Source organism: Stenotrophomonas sp. SBJS02, from assembly GCF_020428325.2.
Classification (GTDB): Bacteria; Pseudomonadota; Gammaproteobacteria; order Xanthomonadales; family Xanthomonadaceae; genus Stenotrophomonas; species Stenotrophomonas africana.
On sequence record NZ_CP109812.1, the window covers coordinates 1,746,954 to 1,767,886 of the forward strand.

The following is a 20,933-nucleotide window of genomic DNA, read 5'->3' on the forward strand; positions in this document are numbered from 1 at the left end:
GAAGCGCCTGCAGATCGTCGATCTGCAGGCGTTTTTCTTTGTTCAACGCGGTAACACACGGCCGCGCCGCACGGGCGTTGTGCAGGCCTAGTGGGTGGTGCCAGCCGCGTCCTGCCCGACTTCGGGCGAGGAATAGAGCCTGGGCTCCGGCACCGCATGACCCGGATGAGCGGGCGGCGCAATGCCGCTTGGCGTTTCGCGCCAGAGAATTGCCAGTGTGCAGTCATTGGCACGTTGCCTGCACATTCTTTCCGCTTTGCGTTGTGCGGCGTCCGCCGTCTTTTCCCCAAGTGCAAAGCCCATGGCGACGGTGCCGGTAGCGATCGCCGAATATCCCACCGCGGTGGTCGTGGCAGTCTGCGCGCAGTTGCGGGACCGAACGGCGCAGTGCTGCAGTGCGCGCTGCATCGCAGCCGACAGCGTGCTGTGGTTCATGGCGTAGCCGTAGCGGCCATCGTCGTCGTAGACGATGGCGGAGGCCGCGTTGGCGCCGGATGACAGGCACAGCAACAGGCCAAGTGACAGGGGGCGCATCCAGTTCATTCCCATCTCCATTTTCTGCTGATGGTGGATCAGACCGGGTTTGAAGCGCAACGTTGCCGCCACTACGCCGAGCCCGAAGTTCATCGAACCGCGGGCGGCGCCATCGGTTGACCGTCAGAGCCTCACCGTCACCCCCACCTGGAAACCGCGCCCCGGCAACGGCGCGATGTACTTCAACGGCGAGTTGTGCGGGCGTGCTTCTTCATTGAGCAGATTGCTGCCGTTGACGAACACCTCCATGCCGGCGATGTAGCTGTTGCGTACCGGCAGCTCACGGCTGACCTGCAGGTCGACCAGGTTGAAGGCATCCAGTGGCACTTCCTCGCTGACGTTGCGGCCGAGGTACTTCTGCGTGTCGTAGTAGGTGCTGGACAGCTGCGCCTTCCAACCCTCGCGTTGCCACTGCAGATTGGCGCCGTAGCGGTTGGTCGGCATGTTCGGCAGGTACTCGCCGTCGTTGTGGGCACGCAGCGAATCGGGGTGATCGGCCTTGTTCTTCACCAGGTCGGCGAAGGCGGAGATGTTCAACGTGCCATAGCGGCCAAGGTCCAGGGCCTGCGATGCGTCGATCTCGAAGCCCTTCACCGTGGTGTCGGTCTGCTTCCAGTATTTCAGCGGCAGGCGGTTGGCGGTCTGCACGCCCGAGTAACCCAGGTACAGATAGTTCTCGTACTTCATCCGATACGCGGTGGCCGACAGTTCGAACCCTCCGATATGGAACAGGCCGGTCAGCTCCAGGTTTTTCGCGCGCTCTGGCTCGAGGTTCTGGTTGCCTTCTTCCTGGGTCATCACCGAGTAGTGCGCGTTGCTCGCATACAACTCATTGATCTCCGGTGCGCGCTGCGAGGACGAGTAGCGCACCTTGGCGGCGAACAACGGACCGAGCTCGACATACGAACCCAGGCCGTAGCTGTTGAGCCGGTAGGAACGATCCTGCAGTTTCGTGTTGGCGGCATTGCGCGCGGTCTTGAAGCGGCTCGGCTGCAGTTCGTGGTCGACACGCTCGTGGCGCACGCCAGCGTCGAAACTGGCCCAGCCGTAGTCCAGCGTCTCCTTCAAGAACACTGCATTGCTGCGGGTGTCGACGTCAGGCAGGTAGCGCAGCGAGCCGCTGCCGGTGACATCACGCGACTGGTGGCTGTAACCGAGCAGGCCGCTGAGCGGACCGACACGCTGATGGCTCAGCAGCAGTTCGGCCTGGGCGCTCTCGAAATCGTAGTCGTTGGCCCGGGTGGCACCCAGCCGTTCGCCCGAGGTGTTGTCCAGCTTGGAAACACGCAGTTCGGCGCGCTCGAACCACGGCAGCGGGTCGCGCAACAGGGCTTCCAGTGCGTAGCGTTCCTGCTTGATCACCACGCCCACCGGCAATGCGTTGGCGTAGTTGGAACCGAACGACAGGTTCTGCATCGAGAACCCGGGCACGCCGTATTCGCTGTCCTTGGCATCGATGCTGACACCCACGTAACCACGGTCGAAGAACAGGGTCGACCCGAACGCCACCTGCGAATTGCGCGCGTAACTGTTGCCCAACCGGTGATGGTAATCGGGCGTCACATCATTGTTGATCTGCTTCTGTACGTATGACGGCGTGCCGGCGACATAGGCCGGATTGACCGGATTGATATAGGTACGGCGCTGCCAGACCGAAGTCGGGTTGTTGGTGTAGAACGAGAAATCACCATCGGCCCAGTCCGGGTTCTCGGTCATGAACTGGTCGATGTAAGGTTGCGAGGCCTTGTTGTAGATCTGCTGGACGCGCGCCTCCTTCTGGCAGCTGTCGGCCAGCGCCGAGTTGACGCCGCCGGTCGGCGGAAACAGTCGTGTGTTGCAGACACTGGCCTTGCTGTTGCCGGGGATGTCGTAGTGCGAGATGCGCTGCCGAGAGACCTGCAGGTTGGTCGAGAGGTTGCGCTGGTTGTTGAAGTTCATGCGGAAGCCCTGCGCGTCGGCGGCATTGAAGCCCTTGCGCAGGACCAGTTCCATCGACTGGTCCTTGTCTTCCATGCTGCGCGAGATCAGGCCCGGATCGATCTCCACGCTGCCTCCGATCGCATTGCCGCCGTAGCGCACGGTGTCGGAGGACTTGTTGACGGTCACACTGCGTACGAACAGCGGATCGAACGGAATGTTGATGTCGCCGCTGATCGCGTTCATGCCGAGGATGGACTGGCCGTCCTGCAGGATCTGCACGCGGTTGCCGCTGAGGCTGCGGATGACCGGAGCGCCCGCGTTTGGCCCGAAGGCGCTGCTCTGCACGCCGGAGACGTGTTCGAGCAGGCCGCCGAGGGTGCGGTTCTGCGCCTGTGGATTGTCGACAGTGACCCGGGTGTCGATGCGCGAGGGCTGGGAGGCCTGGACCTGGAGGGTGGGGAGGGTGGGTTCGTCCGCGGCCTGGGCGGTGTGTACGGCGAACAGAATGGCAGCAGCAAGCAGGTGGCGACGCATGGCATGATCCGTGAAAACAATGTGAAATGTTATAACGTAACTATTTGTATCGACAAGGGCGAAATGGGCCTTGCGGCAGGCGGTGGATATGAGAATGGTTCTCATATGAAAATGCGGGACGATCCCCTCTGGTCCCATCATGCTCAACCTCACCCTTGCCGACCTTGATCGCCTGGGCCGCAGCAGCGGCTTCCGCTATCGCCTGCCGGCGTCGGCCGCCGATCTGTCGGGTGAACAGTGCGTGGTGCAAGGCAGGGTGGAGCAGCGTCGCCTGCGCCCGGGCATGACCCTGGCGCTGTCGGACGTGATCGCCCATCAGCCGTTCGAGGCAACTTCGGAATCGCCGCCGGCCTTCTCGGCGATCGTGATGCTGGAGGGACGCGCAGGGGCGCGGCTGGCGGGGCAGGCAGTGATCGGCATGAACCCGGGTGCCGGCACGATGGTGCTGGCCGAGGCAGCACCGATGACCGCGATTCATCCCGCCGGGCAGCGGATGCGCAGCCTGAATGTCTCGTTGGACGCACCTGCCGGGATTGACGACCCGATGATCAGCGAACTGCTATCCACCGCGCATCGCATCGGTCACCCGCGGTTACGTGGTTGGCAGGTTCCCTGGCATCTCGAGCACGCCGCTGACCAGCTGCTGTCGGGCAGCTGGCACGGCGCGATGCATGCACTGCTGTGCGAGAGTATCGGCCTGCAGATGCTGGCCCTGGCGCTGGGGGCGCCTGCGAGGGAGGCATCGCCGGACCTGCGTGTTTCAGCACGTGACCGCTGCATGCTGCAGCGGGTGATCGATTGCCTGCAGGCGGCTCCGGCCGCCGACCATTGCCTGGAGGATCTGGCGCGCCTGGCCTGCATGAGCCCAAGCAGCCTGCGCCTGAAGTTCCAGCAGGTGTATCAGTGCTCGGTGTTCGGCTGGCTGCGCGAGCATCGCCTGCAACTGGCCTGCGCGCAGCTGCGGCAGGGCTGCAGCGTACAGCAGGCCGCGCATTTCGTCGGTTACCGGCATGCCACGAATTTCGCGACCGCGTTCCGTGCGCGCTACGGCATCGCGCCCAGCCAGCTGCGCTGACGCCGGATCAGCGTCGGCAACGCGCATACATCTGCTGCGTCCGGGCATACGTGTGCTCACGCTCAAATGACAATAATTCTCATCCAGCCTTTCCCTCCTGCTGGATCTCCCATGCCCGCCTGTATCCGCCCGCGCGCCCTGGCAACCGCCATCGGCACGACCCTGGCGCTGTTCAATACTGCCCATGGCGCCGAGCGCGCCCCCGCCGCGAACGCCTCGCAGTTGCCCACCGTGCAGGTCACGGCCGACCTCGATGGCAGCACCGAATCCTCGCGTTCCTACACCACCGATTCCATGGGCACGGCGACGGGGTTGTCGCTGACGTCGCGGCAGACGCCGCAGTCGGTCAGCGTCATCACCCGCCAGCAGATCGAGGACCGGGGCCTGCTCAGCACCGCCGATGCGCTGGCCACTGCTCCGGGCATCTCGGTCACGCGCAGTGATGCCAACCGCTACTCGTTCTCGGCACGCGGCTTCGACATCGACAACTATCAGTTCGATGGCGTGGTGATGCCGGTGCTGTCGCCGTGGAATTTCGGCGAGAACAACCTGGACATGGTGGTGTACGACCGCATCGAGATCGTGCGCGGCGCCAATGGCCTGATGACCGGTGCCGGCAATCCGTCGGCGGCGGTGAACTACGTGCGCAAGCGCCCGCTGCGCGACGTTGCTGCCAGTGGCGGCATCAGCCTCGGCAGCTGGGACGCGCGCCGTGCTTGGGTGGACGTGTCCAGCCCACTCAGCCGGGAAGGGCGCGTGCGTGGCCGCATGGTCGCTGCGCAGGCCGAGGGCGACAGCTACACCGCTGGCCTGGACAGCACCACGAAGACGCTCTACGGCGTGGTCAGCGTGGACCTGGGCGAGGACACCGGATTGATCGCCGGTATCTCCTACCAGGCCAACGACAATCGTGGCTTCGGCAGCGGCTTTGCGCTGTTCAACGCCGACGGCACGCGTACCCGCTTCGACCGCTCGGCATCGGCCACCGCGCCGTGGGCACGGATGAGCACCGATACCCGCAACGGCTTCTTCGATTTCAACCATCGCTTCGGCAACGACTGGCAGGCACGCGTGTCCTACAGCCGCTCGCATACCGATATGGAGATGAAGCATCTCTACCGGGGCGGCTATCCCGATCCGGTGACCGGGGCGATGCCCAATGGCAACAGCTTCACCCGCTACGATGGTCCGGTGCGCCGTGAGGCGGTCAGTGTCAGCCTGACCGGTCCCTTCCAGCTGTTCGGCCGCCAGCACACGGCGTCCGTCGGCTGGTCGCGCTCACGCGACGAGATCGCACTGGGGCAGTACCGCGCATTGGCGCCATTGCCGCCGTTGGCCAGCTACCTGGACTGGCACGGGCCGGGCACGCCCGAGCCGGTGTGGGCCAGCAACAAGACCCAGGCCGATGATCTGGACAATCATCAGAGCGGTGCCTATGCCGTGGCGCGGCTGTCGCTGGCTGATCCGCTGCATGTGATCGTCGGTGGCCGCCTGAGCAACTGGGAGACCGACCAGGTCTACTTCGGCAGCAAACGGAAGTACCGCTACCGCAACGAGTTCGTGCCCTATGCCGGCGTGGTCTGGGACCTCAACGACTACAGCAGCGCCTACGCCAGCTACACTGGCATCTTCAAGCCGCAGAACAACCGCAACGAATCCGGGCAGATCCTCGACCCGGTCAGCGGCCGCAGCTATGAGCTGGGCGTCAAGGGCAGCTGGCTGCAGGAGCGCTTGAATGCGTCGGTGGTGCTGTTCCGCACCCAGCAGGACAACCTCGCCGAGGCCACCGGTGGTCTGGTCGAAGGCAGCACGCAGGCGGCCTACCGCGCAGTGAAGGGCGCAACGGTAGACGGCCTGGAACTGGAACTGGCCGGTGAGCCGCTGCCGGGGTGGAGCCTGGGCACCAGCTTCACCACCTTCATCGCGCAGGACGCGCAGGGCAGGGCGATCAACACCGCCAAGCCGCGCAGCCTGTTCAAGCTGTTCACTACCTGGCGGCTGCCGGGTGCCTGGGACCGGCTGACCATCGGCGGTGGCGTGGACTGGCAGAACCGCATGTACCAGACCGCCACCGCGCCCGGAAATCGCCGGGTGCCGGTGCAGCAGCCCAGCTACGCTCTGGTGAACCTGATGGCGCGCTACCAGTTCAGTTCCAATGTGTCGGCGGCGGTCAACATCAACAACCTGTTTGACCGCCGCTACTACTCGCAGATCGGCTTCTACAACCAGGGCTGGTACGGGGCACCGCGAAACGTGATGTTCACGCTGAAGGTTGGCTACTGACGATGCCGTCGCGTCAGTCAGGGATCCAGCGGATCCATCGGGTCGATGCGCAGCGATTCGGGAGCCGGCACGAACGGGATCGCGTAGGGCGAAACGCGTGAACCGACCTTGCCCGGAACGTAACCCAGTTCATGGCGGTTGCGCTCGCTGAAGGCGCTGCTGGCGACCGAATCGATATGCGATGGACTGCTGACCACCAGTGCCGGTTGCCGCGGCGGTGACTGCAGGGCCGCCAGCAACCGGGCTGCATTGCGCAGGTTGGTGGTGGTGTGGCGGGCATACGGCTCGATGATGATCGCATCTGCGGGAATGCCGAAGCGTGCCATCAGCGCTTCGCGCATCTGCACCGCTTCGACGCTGCGGGTGCCGCGCGGATGTACCGCACCACCGGAGACGATGAGGAAGGGCGCATCACCTGCCGCGTAGCGCTGCGCGGCCGCCTTCAGGCGCAGCTTGCTGCCGGCGCTGAGCGGGGTGGTCAGTTCATCCGGTCCCTGGCCCAGCACGATGATCGCGGTGTACGGATGCGCATTCCAATCGAGCTGCCGCGCACGCGCAAACGGCGCGGCGTTCATCCCCGCGCTGATGGGCTCAAAACGGATCGCATCGAGGCGGTCATTGGCATCGAGCAGGCCTACCGCCACCGCGATGCTGCGATCGAATACGGCGTAGGCGGCGCTGGCGTCCACCTCGCTCATCTGCATGGCAATGGCGACGTCGCCGGCCAGTCGCGTGCTGCCCGCTGCGCCGATCGGGCCGTCGATGGCGTCGTAGCGGGGCGGCTGGCCCTGGCCATAGACGGAGAGAATGTTGTTGAGGCCCGCCAGCTCCCGTTCGATGGCCTCGGCGTGCGCGGGAGCCGCGGCGGTCAACAGGCCTGCCTGCGCGGGCGTCCAGCGTGCGGACGCGAGCGTGCAGGTGGCGGTCCGGCAGCGGGCCAGCTGCTGCGTGCGTTCGGCCAGGAGGGCACGCGCATCGTCGGGCAGCATATCGGGCGTCAACTGCGTGAGGGTCGGGAACAGGCGTGCGGCCAGCGCGGCGCTGTCGCGGTCGTCGGCCGCCGCCGCAAATGGCAGCGCTGCCGTGGCAAGCAGGGCGATGGACAAGGCAAATCGTCGATGCATCACCAGCTCCTGCTCACCATCAGGCGGACGTTGCGGCCAAACAGCGGCCGTCCATAGATTGCCTCGGCCGAACCCTGTCCGGCCAGGGCATCGGTGCGGGTGTTGCCCTCGGTGAGTCCCTTTTCATTGGTCAGGTTGTCGCCTACCAGCTGTGCACCCCAGTTGCCGCGCTTCCATGAAACGCCCAGGCCCAGGGTCTGGTAGGCAGGCAGCGCCGTCTGGTTGAACAGATCAACATAGGATTTGCCGACCACGTCATAACGCAGCCAGGTCTCGAACTGGTCCTGGCCGTGCTGGAAGCTGAAGGTCGGGCGGAGGTTGCCGTAGAGCTTGGGCTCGCGAACGATCTGCTTGCCGTTGACGGCAGCCGGATCGGCACCGGAATCGTTCTGCAGGCTGTCGTACTGCGGATCGCTGACCGTGATCGAGCCGGCAATGCTGAACCAGTCCAGCGGTCGGAACAGCCCATCCAGTTCGATGCCCTTGGAGACGGCGGTACCGATGAACGGCACCGACTGGTCATTGCGGCCGGTGGTCGGGTTGAACGCTACGAACGAGGCGTTGAGCGGGTCGAACTTCGTATAGAACGCGGTCAGGTACAGGTAGGACCGGCCGAATCCGGCCTTCAGGCCCAGCTCGTACTGGTCCAGCTGGGTCTGCACGATGGTGGGATCGATCGAGCGTGCCACTGACGAGTTGGGAACGATCTCCATGTGCGAGACGCGGGCGTAGGCGCCCACCGAAGGGGTGAAATCGAAATTCGCACCCACGGTCCAGTTGGTCGCGGACGGATCCAGGCGATGGTTCTGGACGACGCCGGTGAACCGGCGCGTGGTGTTGTCGGCCAGTGTGCTGCGGTCGCCGAGGTCGACCTGCGCGGTCTGCTCTGCGTAGCCTTCATAGCGATAGCGTTCATGGCGGATACCAGCGTCGAGCTTGAAGCGGTCCGTCAGTGCCCATGTGTCATTGGCATACACCGCGAAGATGCGGGCATCGACCTTGCCGCGATTCAAGGTGGTGGTGTAACGCAGCGTGCCCTTGTCGGTCACATAACCCAGCGGGGTGCCTTCGTTGCCGTAGGCCACCAGATCCAGTAGGCGTGGCTTGCCGCGCATCTCCATCAGCATGTCCTGGTACAGGCTGAAGGCCGTGGTGCCGAAGAAGGCTGTGTATGCGCCGATGTTCAGATCGTGGCTGCCCCAGGCCGTTTCAAACAACCGCGTCGCACTGAAGTCGGCCTGGCCGGAGTAGAAATCCGAATCTGCGGCCCGGTACTGGGCCGAGATCACCAGGCCGGAGTCGGCATAGGGATCGTAGGCGCTCGCCCCGTTGCTGCCAGCCAGGGCGTAGCCCATCCGCGCGACGCCGGCACCGAAGGCGGTACGGGCCGCACCCAGATAGCCGTTGGCGAAGGTGCGTGCGTCGACCGGGTTGGTGGTCGAGTACAGTGCGTCGAAGGTGTTGCGACCCTTGGTGTAGCCGGTTTTCAGCGAGATCGTCCAATCGCTGGCAGTGTTTTCGTACTGGAAGCCGATGTTGCCGAAGCGCATGTGGCGGCCATCGGCCAGGTCGCGGTTCATGCCCTGCAGGACGCCGCCGCCATCGAGGTACTTCAGGTTGACACTGCGCAGCGACGGCGAGTTCAGCGTACCGTCGAAGTAGTCGATGTACGGGTCCAGCGGAACGCTGGGATTGCGCGGATCGGCGACCGGGATCGGCAGGTAGAACGTATTGTGGTCATCGACGAAGGTACCGCTGACCTTGAACCAGCTGGTGTCGTCGAAGTAGTGCTTGATGTTGCCGCGTATCTGCCCGCCCTTGTCGTTCGGGAAGCCGTTGTCGCGGTAGCCATCGTGCTGGCGCAGGAATCCACCGACCGCGTAGAAGGTGTCCTTGCCGAGGGCGCCGGACTGGTACATCTCGCCGCGGTACAGCCCGGTGTCACCGACGGTCAGCTGGGCCTTGCCGTGGGTCTCTTCGGAGCCCTCGGCCAGGATGTTGTTGACGATGGCGCCGCCACTGCTTGCATAGATCGGCGCCGGGCCACCACGTACGATCTCCACTCGCTGGTTCATCACGTCGAACCGGTTCATGCCGTCGCCGGAGTTGAAGAAGTGGCCATCCAGCTCGTGGTAGAGGGGCAGGCCGTCCTGCTGGAAGGCGATGAAGCCACGATCGGTGGGAATGCCGCGCAGCCGGGTGATGTTCTGCACCTCGCCGCCGGTGGCCTCGACATGGATACCGGGCACTGAGCCGAGCAGGTCGGCATAGCTTTTCGGTGCGAGCTTCTGCACGTCTTCGCGGCTGAGTGAATTGACGGCGAAGGACGCATCGAAGCGACGCTGGGTGCGTGCTGCACCGGTGACCACCACCGCATCCAGCGTTGCGGCGTCGGCGCTGTCCTTGTTCGGGACCGGGGCATCCTGCGCAGAAGCGTTGCCGTGCAGGGATATCAAGGCCAGGGAGATTCCCAGGACCAGGGGGCTGATGTTCATCGGAGGGCGGCCATGCAGGGAAGGGGGACCGCTGCACGGTAGGTCCGGGCGATGACGGAATTGTTTACTTCGGCGGAAATAAACAATTAAACGCTGGCATCGGCGCCCAGCTGGTGGATCGGCAGCAGCGCTGCGCCCACCGATACTGCGGATCCTCCCAGCCGTGACACATGCACCTGCGGCAGGCGCAGGCTGTCCAGCGCACTGCTCCAGCGTGCGGGCTGCTGCAGGTGTTGCCCCAACGCTTCCAGTACCTGGCGGGGCAGTGAACCGGACAGGATCACAGCGCCCGGATCGAGCCACGCCACGCCGGTATTGGCCGCTGCGCCCAGCTGGTTGCCCGCGCGCTCGGCCCAGGCACTGATGATGCCGGCATGGGTGTCCAGGCAGGCCTCCAGCTCGAACAGCGAAGGAATTCCGGCGCCGGCCTCGCGCAACGTGGCCAGCAGGTCGATGCCCGACGGGCGCGGTGCGTCCATACGGAACAGGCGACCGATGTCGCCGGCATTGCCGAATTCACCGCGCATCACATCACGCCGATGGATCACGCCGCCACCCACGCCGTGGCCGACATACAGCAGCAGCGCCGAGGCGCAGTCGCGGATCAGCCCGCTGTCGTAGTACTCCGCCAACGCCGCCAGGGTTGCATCGTTCTCCACCCAGACCGGAAAGCCGAAGTAGTCTTCGAAGAAGTGGTCGTTGTCGATATCGCGCCAGCCATGCAGCCAGTCCACCGCGTGCCGGCGTGCCGGACCGGTTTCGACCACGGGCCCGGGAACGGCTACACCCAGGCCCAGAAAGCGCGCGCGCATCAGTCCGGTGCTGCTGGTGAGGCTGCGCAGGCGCTGGTCCACGCAATGGACGAAATCGTGGGGATCTGCGCTGTCGAAGGCGGTGGCATCACGGGCGATGACCTGGCCGGCGAAATCCACCAGTGCGATCTCCAGCCAACCCGGATGCACCGTGGCACCGGCGGCATAGCCGCCCCGACCGGACAGCGCCAGTGGCACCGAGGGACGGCCGCGCTGGCCATCGCACAGTTGTCCTTGTTCCTCGATCACTTCCAGCATCAGCAGTTCCCGCGCCAGGCGTGTCAGCGCGCCGTTGTGCATGCCCAGCTGGTGGGCGATGGTGATGCGGGGAACCGCGCCCATCGTGCGCAACAGCCAGATGATGCGCTTGTGGTCGGCCTCCAGTGCGATCAGCGGCTTGCGGCGCAACCGCGATGTCGGGGCCAGACTCACGGGCGCAGGCCCTCGGTGCGTGCTGCCGGGATGGGCCAGGCCAATGCGGCCAGCGAAAGCAGGCTGCCGGCGGCGACCAGCGAGACCAGAGCGGCCGCGGTGCCCGGATCGCCCGCCTGTACACCGGGCAGCACTTCGCCCAGCAGCAACGAAGAGGCCGCGATGGATAGCTTCATGGTTCCGGTGAGCAGTGCAAAACAGCTGAGGTCATCGTCGCGTCCGCCATGGATGGCATGGCGACGGGCGATCAGCGCGGTGCGTCGCCACAGCACCAGGCCGACGCTGGCCACCGCCGTCCCGTGGATGGCGGCACATGTAATCGCTATGGGGGGAGAGGGGATGGCCACGTACACGACAACGGTGGCGACGGCCAGCACCGACATCAGCGCAAGCATCCCGGTCTCGCTGTGCAGCATTGAACGCAGGCGCAGGCAGAGCCAGGGGGCAACCACCATGCCCGCCACCATCGCGAAGGTCAGTGCTGCCCCGTGTTCGGCAAAGGGGAACAGACGCCCGGCCAGGCCTACCAGCGCCGTCTCTGCCGCTGCGCCCAGCAGAACAGGCAGCAGCGCCGGCAGGGGCAGGGCAACAGCAGCGGACGTCCTGGTTGCTGAGGGTCGTGGGGGCGTTGCGACGCAGGCCAGGGGAAGCGCAGCGGCCGCGATCAGCACGCCGATGATCATGCAGATCAGCAACGCGTTGCCACTGCCCTGGGACGCAGGCGGACCGACCACGCCGAACAGCGCCGCGGCAATGCACAGCTTGGAAATGGGTACCACCACGGCGCGCGTGGAGACATAGCGCATGGCCTCGTCCTCGTCACGGGGCAGCAACGAAGTCAACGCATTCTGCGCCACGTCGTAGACCGCATAGCAGCTACGGAACAGCAACGATGCGACCAGCAATGGCAGGAAGACGGTCTCGGCCGCGTTGCCCGGGCTGAACAGCAGGCAGGCGCTGGCGGCCGTGCCGAGCCCGCCGATGAGCTGCAGGCGCAGGGCCACGCGCTGCTGGTTGCGCAGGCGGCTGAATACGGCGGCCAGCAGCAGATCGAGCAGGCTGCTGTAGGCAAATGAAATGGCCAGCAGCTGGCCGGTGTGGGCCGCCGACAGCCCCAGCCGGGCGTGCAGGTAGTAGCCCAGCACCAGATCCACGAACGACCAGACCAGGGTGCGGGCAAAGTGGCCGGCGGCATAGAGGTGCCGTGGCGAGGGCTGCGCGTTCAACGCCGTGTACTGGGGGGAAGAGCCGGAGATGCTGGATCGTTCTACTACCCCTGTGTGACATGGTCCTGACATGACGGGTGGCCGGGCATTCAGCGAGTGGCTTGCACCGCCTGCCGCAGGCGCGCAGCATTCGCCCTGCTGCCCCATCACGCGTCACGCAGCGCCTTCTTCACTGGAACGGAGCAACGTATGAAGCTGTTGTCCGCTGTGTTGTTGTCTGCGCTTTCGCTACCCGCCGTTCCGGCGCTCGCAGTGGAAGCGTCGCCTTCCCCGCTGCTGGGGCGCTGGTCGCTGGATATCGCCACGTCTGCGCTACCCGAAGCGCAGCGCCCGAAGCAGGTGGTGCTGGAGTTCAAGGACGCCGGTGCGGGTCGTTGGAGTTCACACGTGGACATCGTCCTGCACGACGGCAAGACCATGAAATCCGACGGCGCGCTGGCGCTCGATGGTACGCCGGGGCCCTTGTCCGGCACCTACGGCGCGGACAAGGCCAACCTGAAACTGCCGGCGCCGAACACCCTGGTGATGCAGCTGGTGGACCATGGCACGCCGGCCTCCACCCGCATCTATACCGTGGCGGCCGACCGTACGACGATGACCGAGACCAAGGCGTTCTACGGTCACGACGGTACGCCGATCCTGCAGACCAACCTGTTCAAGCGGATACCGTAGCGGCGCCGCCTGCGCCATGCCCACGGGGAGGAACTCCGCGGGCATGGCACCGGCACCTTACACCGTCGCCGGGTCGCGCTTGCCGGTGTCGATGCCATACGTGTCGATGGCCTCCTGCATCCGCGAGCGCTCGATGCGGCCTTCGTCGGCCAGCGACTTCAGGGCTGCCAGCACGATGAAGTGGCGATCCACTTCAAAGAACGTGCGCAGCGACTCACGCGTGTCGGAACGGCCGAAGCCATCGGTGCCGAGTGCGGTGAAGCGACGGTCGTTGATGAAGGGACGGATCTGGTCGCCGACGATCTTCATGTAGTCGGTGGCCACCACCACAGGGCCTTCATGGCTCTGCAGGCACTGCTGCACGTAGGGTACGCGCGGTTCCTCGGCCGGGTGCAGCAGGTTCCAGCGTTCGGCGGCCAGGCCGTCGCGGCGCAGTTCGGTCAGGCTGGTCGCGCTCCACACATCGCTGGCGATGCCGAAGTCCTGCTGCAGCAGTTCTGCCGCGGCTTCCACTTCGCGCAGGATCGAGCCGCTGCCCATCAGCTGCACGCGTGGCTGCGAGGCGGCATCGGCGGCTGCCGGACGCAGCAGGTAGAGGCCCTTCAGGATGCCGGCCTCGGCGCCTTCGGGCAGTGCCGGCTGTGGGTAGTTCTCGTTGAGCACGGTGATGTAGTAGTAGATGTCTTCCTGGTCGACATACATGCGGCGCAGGCCGTCATGGATGATCACCGCCAGCTCGTAGTTGTAGGTCGGGTCGTAGGACACGCAGCTCGGAATCACCGACGACAGCACATGGCTGTGGCCATCATCGTGCTGCAGGCCTTCGCCCATCAGCGTGGTGCGGCCCGACGTGGCACCGAGCAGGAAGCCGCGGGTACGCGCATCGGCAGCGGCCCAGGCCAGGTCACCGACGCGCTGCAGGCCGAACATCGAATAGAAGATGCAGAACGGAATCGTCGCCAGGCCGTGGTTGCTGTAGGCGGTGCCGGCGGCGATCCATGAACAGATCGCACCGGATTCGTTGATGCCTTCCTGCAGGATCTGACCGTCCTTGGCTTCCTTGTAATAGCTCAGCTGGCCGGCATCCTGCGGGGTGTACAGCTGGCCCAGGTAGGAGTGGATGCCGATCTGGCGGAACAGGCCTTCCATGCCGAAGGTGCGCGATTCATCGGGCACGATCGGAATCACCAGCTTGCCCAGTTCCGGGTCCTTCAACAGGCTGGTGAGGATGCGCACGAAGCCCATGGTGGTGGACTGGCCGCGATCGCCACTGCCCTGCAGCTGGGTGTTGAAGATCGACAATGGTGGCAGCGGCAGGGGATCGACCTTGGCCAGGCGCGCTGGCAACTGCCCACCCTGGATGCGGCGGCGCTCGGCGAAGTAAGCCGCCTCGGCGCTGCCCGGTTCCGGGCGCAGGTAGGGCATCTCCTCCAGCTGCTCGTCGCTGACCGGCAGGTTGAAGCGGTCACGGAAGGCACGCACCGCGTCGGCGCTCATCTTCTTCAGCTGGTGGTTGATGTTCTGGCCTTCGCCGGCCTCGCCCATGCCGAAGCCCTTGACCGTCTTGGCCAGGATCACTGTCGGCCGGCCGCGGGTGTTCACCGCCTGCTGGTAGGCGGCGTACACCTTCTGCGGATCGTGGCCACCACGTGCCAGCGCCCAGATGTCGTCGTCGCTCATGTGCGCGACCAGCGCCAGCAGCTCGGGGTAACGGCCGAAGAAGTGTTCGCGCACGTAGGCGCCGCTCTGCGACTTGAAGGTCTGGTAGTCGCCGTCCACGCACTCCATCATGCGCTGGCGCAGCAGGCCGCTGTGGTCGCGGGCCAGCAGGTCGTCCCAGCCACTGCCCCAGATCAGCTTGATCACGTTCCAGCCGGCCGCGCGGAAGGTGCCTTCCAGTTCCTGGATGACCTTGGCGTTGCCGCGTACCGGACCGTCCAGGCGCTGCAGGTTGCAGTTGACCACGAACACGATGTTGTCCAGCCGCTCGCGGCCGGCCAGGGAAATTGCCGCCAGCGATTCGGGCTGGTCCATTTCGCCGTCGCCGAGGAAGGCCCAGACCTTGCGGCCCTGGTGTTGTTTCAGGCCGCGGTACTCCAGGTAACGCATGTAGCGCGCCTGGTAGGCGGCGGTCAGCGGGCCCAGCCCCATCGACACGGTGGGGAACTGCCAGAACTCCGGCATCAATCGCGGGTGCGGATACGAGGACAGGCCTTCGCGGCCGGCTTCGCGGCGGAAGTTGTCCATGCGCGCTGGATCGATGCGGCCTTCCACGTACGCGCGGCCGTAGATCCCCGGCGCGGAGTGGCCCTGGATGTAGATCATGTCGCCGTCGAAGGTGTCAGTACGGCCACGGAAGAAATGATCGAAGCCCACGTCGTACAGCACAGCCGCCGACTGGTAGGTGGCGATGTGGCCGCCGACGTTGGAGTGCATGCCGGCACGCAGCACCATCACCATCGCGTTCCAGCGGATCATCGCGTTCAGGCGGCGCTCGATGGGCAGGTCACCCGGGTAGGCCGGCTGGCGCTCGGGCGGGATGGTGTTGACATAGGCGGTCCAGGCACGGGTATGCAGGTCGCCGTGCTGCTGCGCGTCCAGATCGCTCAGCTGGTCGATCAGGTAGTGCGCGCGCGGCCGGCCGCCGGCCTGCATCACCGCCTCCAGCGATTCACGCCACTCCTGGGTTTCCAGTGGATCGGTATCGAAGGGAATGAGGGCTTGGTTCATGGCTGTCTCCAGAGGGCGCCGGTCGGACGTCTGCCTGGGCGACAACACCGGCAGGGCGCACGGCACTGGAGCGGGGTCGCAACGGCGGGGGCCGTGACGCGAAGGGCGACCGTGGCGGCCACCGAGAAGACAAGCGTAGGCCTGCCCCCTACGCTTCGGTAGGCGGGCGGGGCTTGGGTCTCTGGCAAGCAAGGGTTGGTGCCGCGCACCTTATCATGGGTCGATGCGCTGGGCGCGGCCGCTGATCAGGCCGGGGACAGCCCCGGCAGGAACACCGGGATGATCGCCACGCCGACGCCCAGCAGGCACCAGGCGACGATGGGCAACCAGCGCGCCAGGCGTTGGGCGGGTTCCGGTAAACGACGGCCGTCGGGACATTGCAGGGGCGGCACTCCAGCGGCTGCCCGCCGGTCGTTGAAACGCCACTGTCATCGATGGCGGTCACCCTGCGGGGCTTTCCAGCCTCGGGGTGGTTGGCCGGCCGTGAACAGCGTGAGGATCTGGGAGAAGAGCTACGCGCTGCGGCGCCGGCTGCTGCGTGGCTTCTTCCTGCGTCGCGGTTCGGCCAGCGAGGATGCCGAAGACCTGGCGCAGGAGGTCTATCTTCGCCTGCTGCGCAGCACCGGCGAAGATGCCGGTGCGGTCGAGAACCCGGAAGCCTACCTGTTCACCGTGGCGGCCAACCTCGCGCGCGAGCATGCGCGTGCGCGGTCGTCGCTGCCGCCGCTGGAAGACGTCGATCTGCTGGCCGAAGTGCTGAAAAGCGAAGAAGACATCGAAGGTGAATTCGAGCGTGCGCAGCGCTGGAATGATATCCGCAGCACCATCGCACGACTGCCGGCAACCACGCGTCGGGTGATGGAGCTGCACTACCGCGACGGGCTGGATTGCCCGGCCATCAGTCAGCAGCTGCAGGTGTCGGTGCACATGGTGCGCAAGCACATCGGCAAGGGGCTGGAGGCCTGCAGGAAGGCGCTGGGCGCCAGGGAGCACACATGAACCGGACCTCATCGCCCGTAGTCGACGACACGATCGCCTGCGAGGCCATGGACTGGTTCCTGCGCAATCGCGACGGAACACTGGGCGAGGCCGAGCGGGTTGCGTTCCTGGGCTGGATGAAGCACTCGCCGGAGCACGTGCGCGCCTACATGCAAGCCCTCGCGTTGCACCGGCAGGTCGGTGAGGCGCTGCAATCACCGTTGCCTGAAGAGGCGCTGGTGCCGCCACGGCAGGTCGCTGCCAAGGTGGTGCCGCTGTTCGCCAGCGTGCACGCACCGCCGCGCGCTGTACCGCGTCGCGGTCGTGCGCGCTGGTGGGTGATGGCCGCCGCAGCCTGTATCGCCCTGCTCGGCGTGGGCCTGGTTCCGCAGGTGATGCCCACCGGGCAGCTCTACAGTGCCGGACAGGGTGAACTTCGCGACCTGGTGCTGCCCGACCAGACCCAGGTGCGGCTCAACGCGGACAGCCGCCTGCGGGTACGCATGGGCTGGTTCAGCCGCAAGGTGGAGTTGCTGCAGGGTGAGGCCACGTTCGATATCGCCGGTGACCGACGGCCGTTCGAGGTGCAGGTGAACGGCTTGCAGATCCGCGATATCGGCACGGTGTTCGATGTGTCCCGACGGTTGCAGGGCACGCGCATCGGCGTGGTTTCCGGCGAGGTGGAGGTATGGAGCCAGGGCGCGGACGCCCGGCGCCTTGCGCAACTGGGCGAAGGCCGGGTGGTGCAGGTCGACGCGCGCAGCCATGCGGTGGAGTCGCTGGATGTACCGTTGTCGATGCTGCTGGACTGGCAGCGGCGCAAAGTGTCCTTCCTGGATGAGCGGCTGGACGAGGTGGCCGCTGCCTTCAACCGGCACAACCAGGTGCAGGTGCGCGTGCTGGACGAAGGTGCGGCATCGGCACGGTTGTCGGGCAGCCTCGATGCGCATCGCATCGGTGCGCTGCAGGCCTTCCTCGAACGCGACCCGCGCTTCGTGGTGAGGCGCGAAGGCGACACCGTGCGGGTTGGCAGCCGCTGAGGCCCGTGTGGTCGTGGACTGTCAGAAAAAATTCATCGAATCCGCGTTCTCCACTTCAGTGGATGCGGGCTCTTACTTGGGAGAAGCCGCTGCCGATCCGCGCAGCGGCACCTGCTGCCTTCTCTCTTCCAAGGACCCGTGATGCGCAACACGCTCTACCTGTCGATCATCCTCGCCCTGTCTCCCTGCAGCGTGCCGTCGGCGGCTGCGGCCACTACCGATGGTCTCGAGGCCCGCGTTTCGGCGCCGATCGAGGCGCAGCCGTTGGCGCGTGCGCTGGAGCAGTTGTCGCGCAGTTCCGGGGTGCAGTTCCTGTACTCGGCCGGCGGTGATGCCCGCATGGCCGGTGCGGTGCCGCGCGGTGCCACCGTCAAGCAGGCGCTGGATGCACTGCTGGCCGGTACCGGCCTGGGCTACACCGTGGTGGATGGCAATGTCATCGCAATCGATCCGGCACCCGTACGCAACGCGCCGAAGCCGGCCCCGCCGAAGCCGCGCGAGGCCGAGGCGATGGTGGCGCCGACCCTGGACACGGTGAAGGTGATTGCCGCACATGAGGTCATCGACCAGAAGAAGTCGTCGCCGGTGATCAAGGATTCGGTGGTGTATGACGAGATGGACAGCTACGGCGACGAGACCCTGGCCGAAAGCCTGATGGCCGCGCCAGGCCTGAGTGCGGTGGAAGATGCCGGTGAGCCACGTTACGTGACCGTGCGCGGCGTACAGGCCAACCTCAACTACACCACCATCGATGGCATCGCGATTGCCAGCGTGGGAGGCAGTGGCTCCGGCGAGCGCATGAACAACCTGCAGCTGATTCCCAGCGACATCGGCACCCGTACCGACATCTACAAGAGTTTCAGTGCCGAGCAGGCCCCGGATGCGATCGGCGGCGTGATCGACATCATCAGCCGCAGCGCCTTCGATCGGTCCGGCAAGTACGTGTTTGCCGATGTGGCAGGCATCTATTCCACCGCCGAGACCAACGTCGAGCGCAGCGCTGGCGGCAACCACGAGACCCTGGGCCACTTCGGCAAGAGCGCCAAGATGGTGTTCTCCAACCAGTTCGGCGTCGACCAGTCGTTCGGCATCGTTGCGGTGGCACGCTATGAGCAGCGTTCGCGCAACAGCGTCAAGCGCTGGGTGGAGTCGAACTACTACTACAACGACGCTGGCAAATACCTCACCGACGGTACCACGGGTCCGGACGAGGCCAAGGGCTGGAACGGGTTGCGTGCGCCTGGCAACTTCAGCACCGGCACCTATACCAACTTCATCACCAACTTCGGTGGCTCCGCCAAGCTTGAGTGGAAGCCCTCGGATGATCCGTTCTACGCATCGCTGCTGCTGTACTCGTACCGGTTCTACGAGAACTCGACGATGAACAAGACCGATCTGTACGGCAACGCCAAGTTTCCGATACGCAACCAGACCGAAAACAGCGGCACCACCCAGATCAACAGCATCTACATCAAGAACCGGCACGACCGTTGGGACCGCAACAACCGCGGTGCCATCGCCAGCTTCAACTGGGATATCGGTGATCGATCGCAGCTGACCCTGCGCGGTGGCCATACCGAAGAGACCTTCCACAACAACCAGGTTTACTGGGGGGTGCGCGCCTACCCAAGCAATCTGTTCGTCGATTACGAGAATGACAGCCACGGCTTCCCCAACGCGGTGGCCGTTTCCGATTCCAGCCTGCTGACCAGTTCCGCATTCAAGCTCAATCCGGCGCAGGCCTACGTCTCCCCGCGCGATGCCAAGGAGAGCATCGACAACCTGCGCGCCGACTTCAGCTACAACATCGATGCCGATGCGAGAGGTTTCGGCCTGGCCGCCGGTGCCGAGTACCGCCATCTGAAGATCTGGCAGGACATCGACTTCGACTATTTCAAGAGCAGTGCCACGCTCAACGATTACCTGTACCCGGGTTCGACGCTGCTGGGCAGCGTGCCGGGCTTTCCGCTGATCGACAACCGCAAGTGGAACGAGGAACTGCTGCCAAAACTGGGCAACAACAATGCGGCGTATCCGAATGCCAACGTCACCAGTGACTACAAGTATGTGGAGGACATCACCAATGCCTATGTATCCGCGCACTACGCCTGGGACCGGCTGCTGCTGATCGGCGGCCTGCGTTACGACCACACCCGCTTCGATGCCTACAGCCCGTTCAGCGATGATGGCGGCACTACCTATACCTCCGCCTTCCGCAACACGAGCGGTGGCTACAACAATCTGCTGCCCTCCTTGAATGCAACCTTCAAGCTTACCGAGAACCAGCGCCTGCGCTTCTCCGCCAGCCGAACGCTGGGCCGGCCGACGCCGAGCAACATCGCCCAGGCCACCAGCACCAGTTGCGGCGATGACGAGGAGGGCAGGGGCTTCTGCAGCATCAAGCAGGGTAATGCCAACCTGCAGCCGCGCCGTTCCACCAATATCGACCTGGCGTGGGACCTGTATTTCAACGGCAACAACGGCCTGGTCTCGGTGGCGCTGTTCGACAAGGTGATCAAGGACGACATCTACACCCTGACCACCTTCGAGAACGTGGGTGATACCCGCTACCGGGTGACTCAGCCGATGAACACCGATGAGTCCACGCTGCGCGGTGTCGAGTTCGCGGTGGCCAACCGCAACCTGCAGTGGGGCCGCCAGCGTTTCGACATGTACTTCAACGCCACGCGGCTGGAAGGCCAGACCAACTACCGCATCAGTGATGGCACCGAGCGCCGCCTGGACCGGCTGCTGTACCAGCCGGACTGGTCGCTCAACGGTTCGGTGATCTGGCGCATGCCGTGGAAGAGCGCGCAGCTGCGCCTGTCCGGCACCTACCGCAGCCGCATGCTGGTCGACTTCGGCGACACCCAGTGGCTGGATTCGTACTACGACCCTTACATGACCTTCAACATGGGCTTCAGCCACAAGGTCAGCAGGCACGTGACGCTGAAGTACGAGGCCAAGAACCTGTTCAACACCCAGCCGACCTACAGCACCGGTCCGAACGGGCGCTTCCGTACCGAGATCGACGACTACGGCCGCTTCTTCTACTTCCACATCATCTACAACTGAGGG

14 protein-coding genes are annotated in these 20,933 nt (G+C 65.2%); 6 read left to right on the forward strand and 8 right to left on the reverse strand.

The annotated features are described in order from the left end of the window. Nucleotides 1-87: 87 nt before the first annotated feature. Nucleotides 88-627, reverse strand: coding sequence for a DUF4189 domain-containing protein (locus FQS62_RS08370; RefSeq protein WP_226053529.1), 540 nt, complete (start codon nucleotides 625-627; stop codon nucleotides 88-90). Nucleotides 628-657: 30 nt separating this feature from the next. Further along, nucleotides 658-2,988, reverse strand: a complete 2,331-nt coding sequence (locus FQS62_RS08375) for a TonB-dependent receptor (protein ID WP_099588772.1) — start codon at nucleotides 2,986-2,988, stop codon at nucleotides 658-660. A 139-nt stretch (nucleotides 2,989-3,127) separates the two neighbouring features. Here FQS62_RS08375 and FQS62_RS08380 point away from each other — a divergent pair, with 139 nt between their 5' ends. Continuing rightward, nucleotides 3,128-4,063, forward strand: a complete 936-nt coding sequence (locus tag FQS62_RS08380; protein WP_208043829.1) for a helix-turn-helix transcriptional regulator — start codon at nucleotides 3,128-3,130, stop codon at nucleotides 4,061-4,063. Nucleotides 4,064-4,174: 111 nt separating this feature from the next. Then, nucleotides 4,175-6,346, forward strand: a complete 2,172-nt coding sequence (locus FQS62_RS08385; RefSeq protein WP_088479987.1) for a TonB-dependent alcaligin siderophore receptor FauA — start codon at nucleotides 4,175-4,177, stop codon at nucleotides 6,344-6,346. Between the two features lie 17 nt (nucleotides 6,347-6,363). Here the strand turns inward: FQS62_RS08385 and FQS62_RS08390 are convergent, their stop codons facing one another. From FQS62_RS08390 to FQS62_RS08405, 4 genes are all read right to left on the reverse strand, one after another. Next, nucleotides 6,364-7,470, reverse strand: a complete 1,107-nt coding sequence (locus FQS62_RS08390; protein ID WP_088479986.1) for a YdcF family protein — start codon at nucleotides 7,468-7,470, stop codon at nucleotides 6,364-6,366. Continuing rightward, nucleotides 7,470-9,965: a TonB-dependent receptor gene (locus FQS62_RS08395; protein ID WP_208043828.1), complete on the reverse strand. Its 2,496-nt coding sequence runs from the start codon at nucleotides 9,963-9,965 to the stop codon at nucleotides 7,470-7,472. The genes FQS62_RS08390 and FQS62_RS08395 overlap by 1 nt, the downstream gene beginning before the upstream one ends. A gap of 86 nt (nucleotides 9,966-10,051) precedes the next feature. Beyond that, the gene (locus tag FQS62_RS08400) at nucleotides 10,052-11,209 is read right to left on the reverse strand and encodes an ROK family protein (protein ID WP_208043827.1); all 1,158 of its coding nucleotides are present in this window, start codon (nucleotides 11,207-11,209) and stop codon (nucleotides 10,052-10,054) included. After that, complete coding sequence (locus FQS62_RS08405) at nucleotides 11,206-12,435, reverse strand: MFS transporter (RefSeq protein ID WP_208043826.1); 1,230 nt, start codon at nucleotides 12,433-12,435, stop codon at nucleotides 11,206-11,208. The genes FQS62_RS08400 and FQS62_RS08405 overlap by 4 nt, the downstream gene beginning before the upstream one ends. A gap of 189 nt (nucleotides 12,436-12,624) precedes the next feature. Between FQS62_RS08405 and FQS62_RS08410 the strand changes: the two genes are divergently transcribed. Continuing rightward, on the forward strand, nucleotides 12,625-13,107 hold the full coding sequence (locus FQS62_RS08410; protein ID WP_208043825.1) for a LuxR family transcriptional regulator: 483 nt from the start codon (nucleotides 12,625-12,627) through the stop codon (nucleotides 13,105-13,107). Between the two features lie 57 nt (nucleotides 13,108-13,164). Here the strand turns inward: FQS62_RS08410 and aceE are convergent, their stop codons facing one another. Together aceE and FQS62_RS08420 are read right to left on the reverse strand one after the other, a co-directional pair. Beyond that, complete coding sequence (aceE, locus tag FQS62_RS08415; RefSeq protein ID WP_208043824.1) at nucleotides 13,165-15,837, reverse strand: pyruvate dehydrogenase (acetyl-transferring), homodimeric type; 2,673 nt, start codon at nucleotides 15,835-15,837, stop codon at nucleotides 13,165-13,167. Nucleotides 15,838-16,082: 245 nt separating this feature from the next. Beyond that, on the reverse strand, nucleotides 16,083-16,229 hold the full coding sequence (locus tag FQS62_RS08420) for a hypothetical protein (RefSeq protein WP_226053530.1): 147 nt from the start codon (nucleotides 16,227-16,229) through the stop codon (nucleotides 16,083-16,085). A gap of 91 nt (nucleotides 16,230-16,320) precedes the next feature. On the opposite strand from FQS62_RS08420, the gene FQS62_RS08425 reads away from it, so the two are divergent. The 3 genes from FQS62_RS08425 to FQS62_RS08435 all read left to right on the forward strand — a co-directional run bounded on the left by FQS62_RS08425 (nucleotide 16,321) and on the right by FQS62_RS08435 (nucleotide 20,930). Further along, a complete protein-coding gene (locus FQS62_RS08425) occupies nucleotides 16,321-16,836 on the forward strand; it encodes an RNA polymerase sigma factor (RefSeq protein WP_049449583.1) in 516 nt (171 codons plus the stop codon). Then, nucleotides 16,833-17,855 (forward strand): FecR family protein, encoded by a 1,023-nt coding sequence (locus FQS62_RS08430; protein ID WP_099588765.1) that lies wholly within the window; start codon nucleotides 16,833-16,835, stop codon nucleotides 17,853-17,855. Before FQS62_RS08425 ends, FQS62_RS08430 begins: the two co-directional genes overlap by 4 nt. Before the next feature lie 141 nt (nucleotides 17,856-17,996). Continuing rightward, nucleotides 17,997-20,930, forward strand: coding sequence for a TonB-dependent receptor (locus tag FQS62_RS08435; RefSeq protein ID WP_208043823.1), 2,934 nt, complete (start codon nucleotides 17,997-17,999; stop codon nucleotides 20,928-20,930). Nucleotides 20,931-20,933 lie beyond the last annotated feature (3 nt).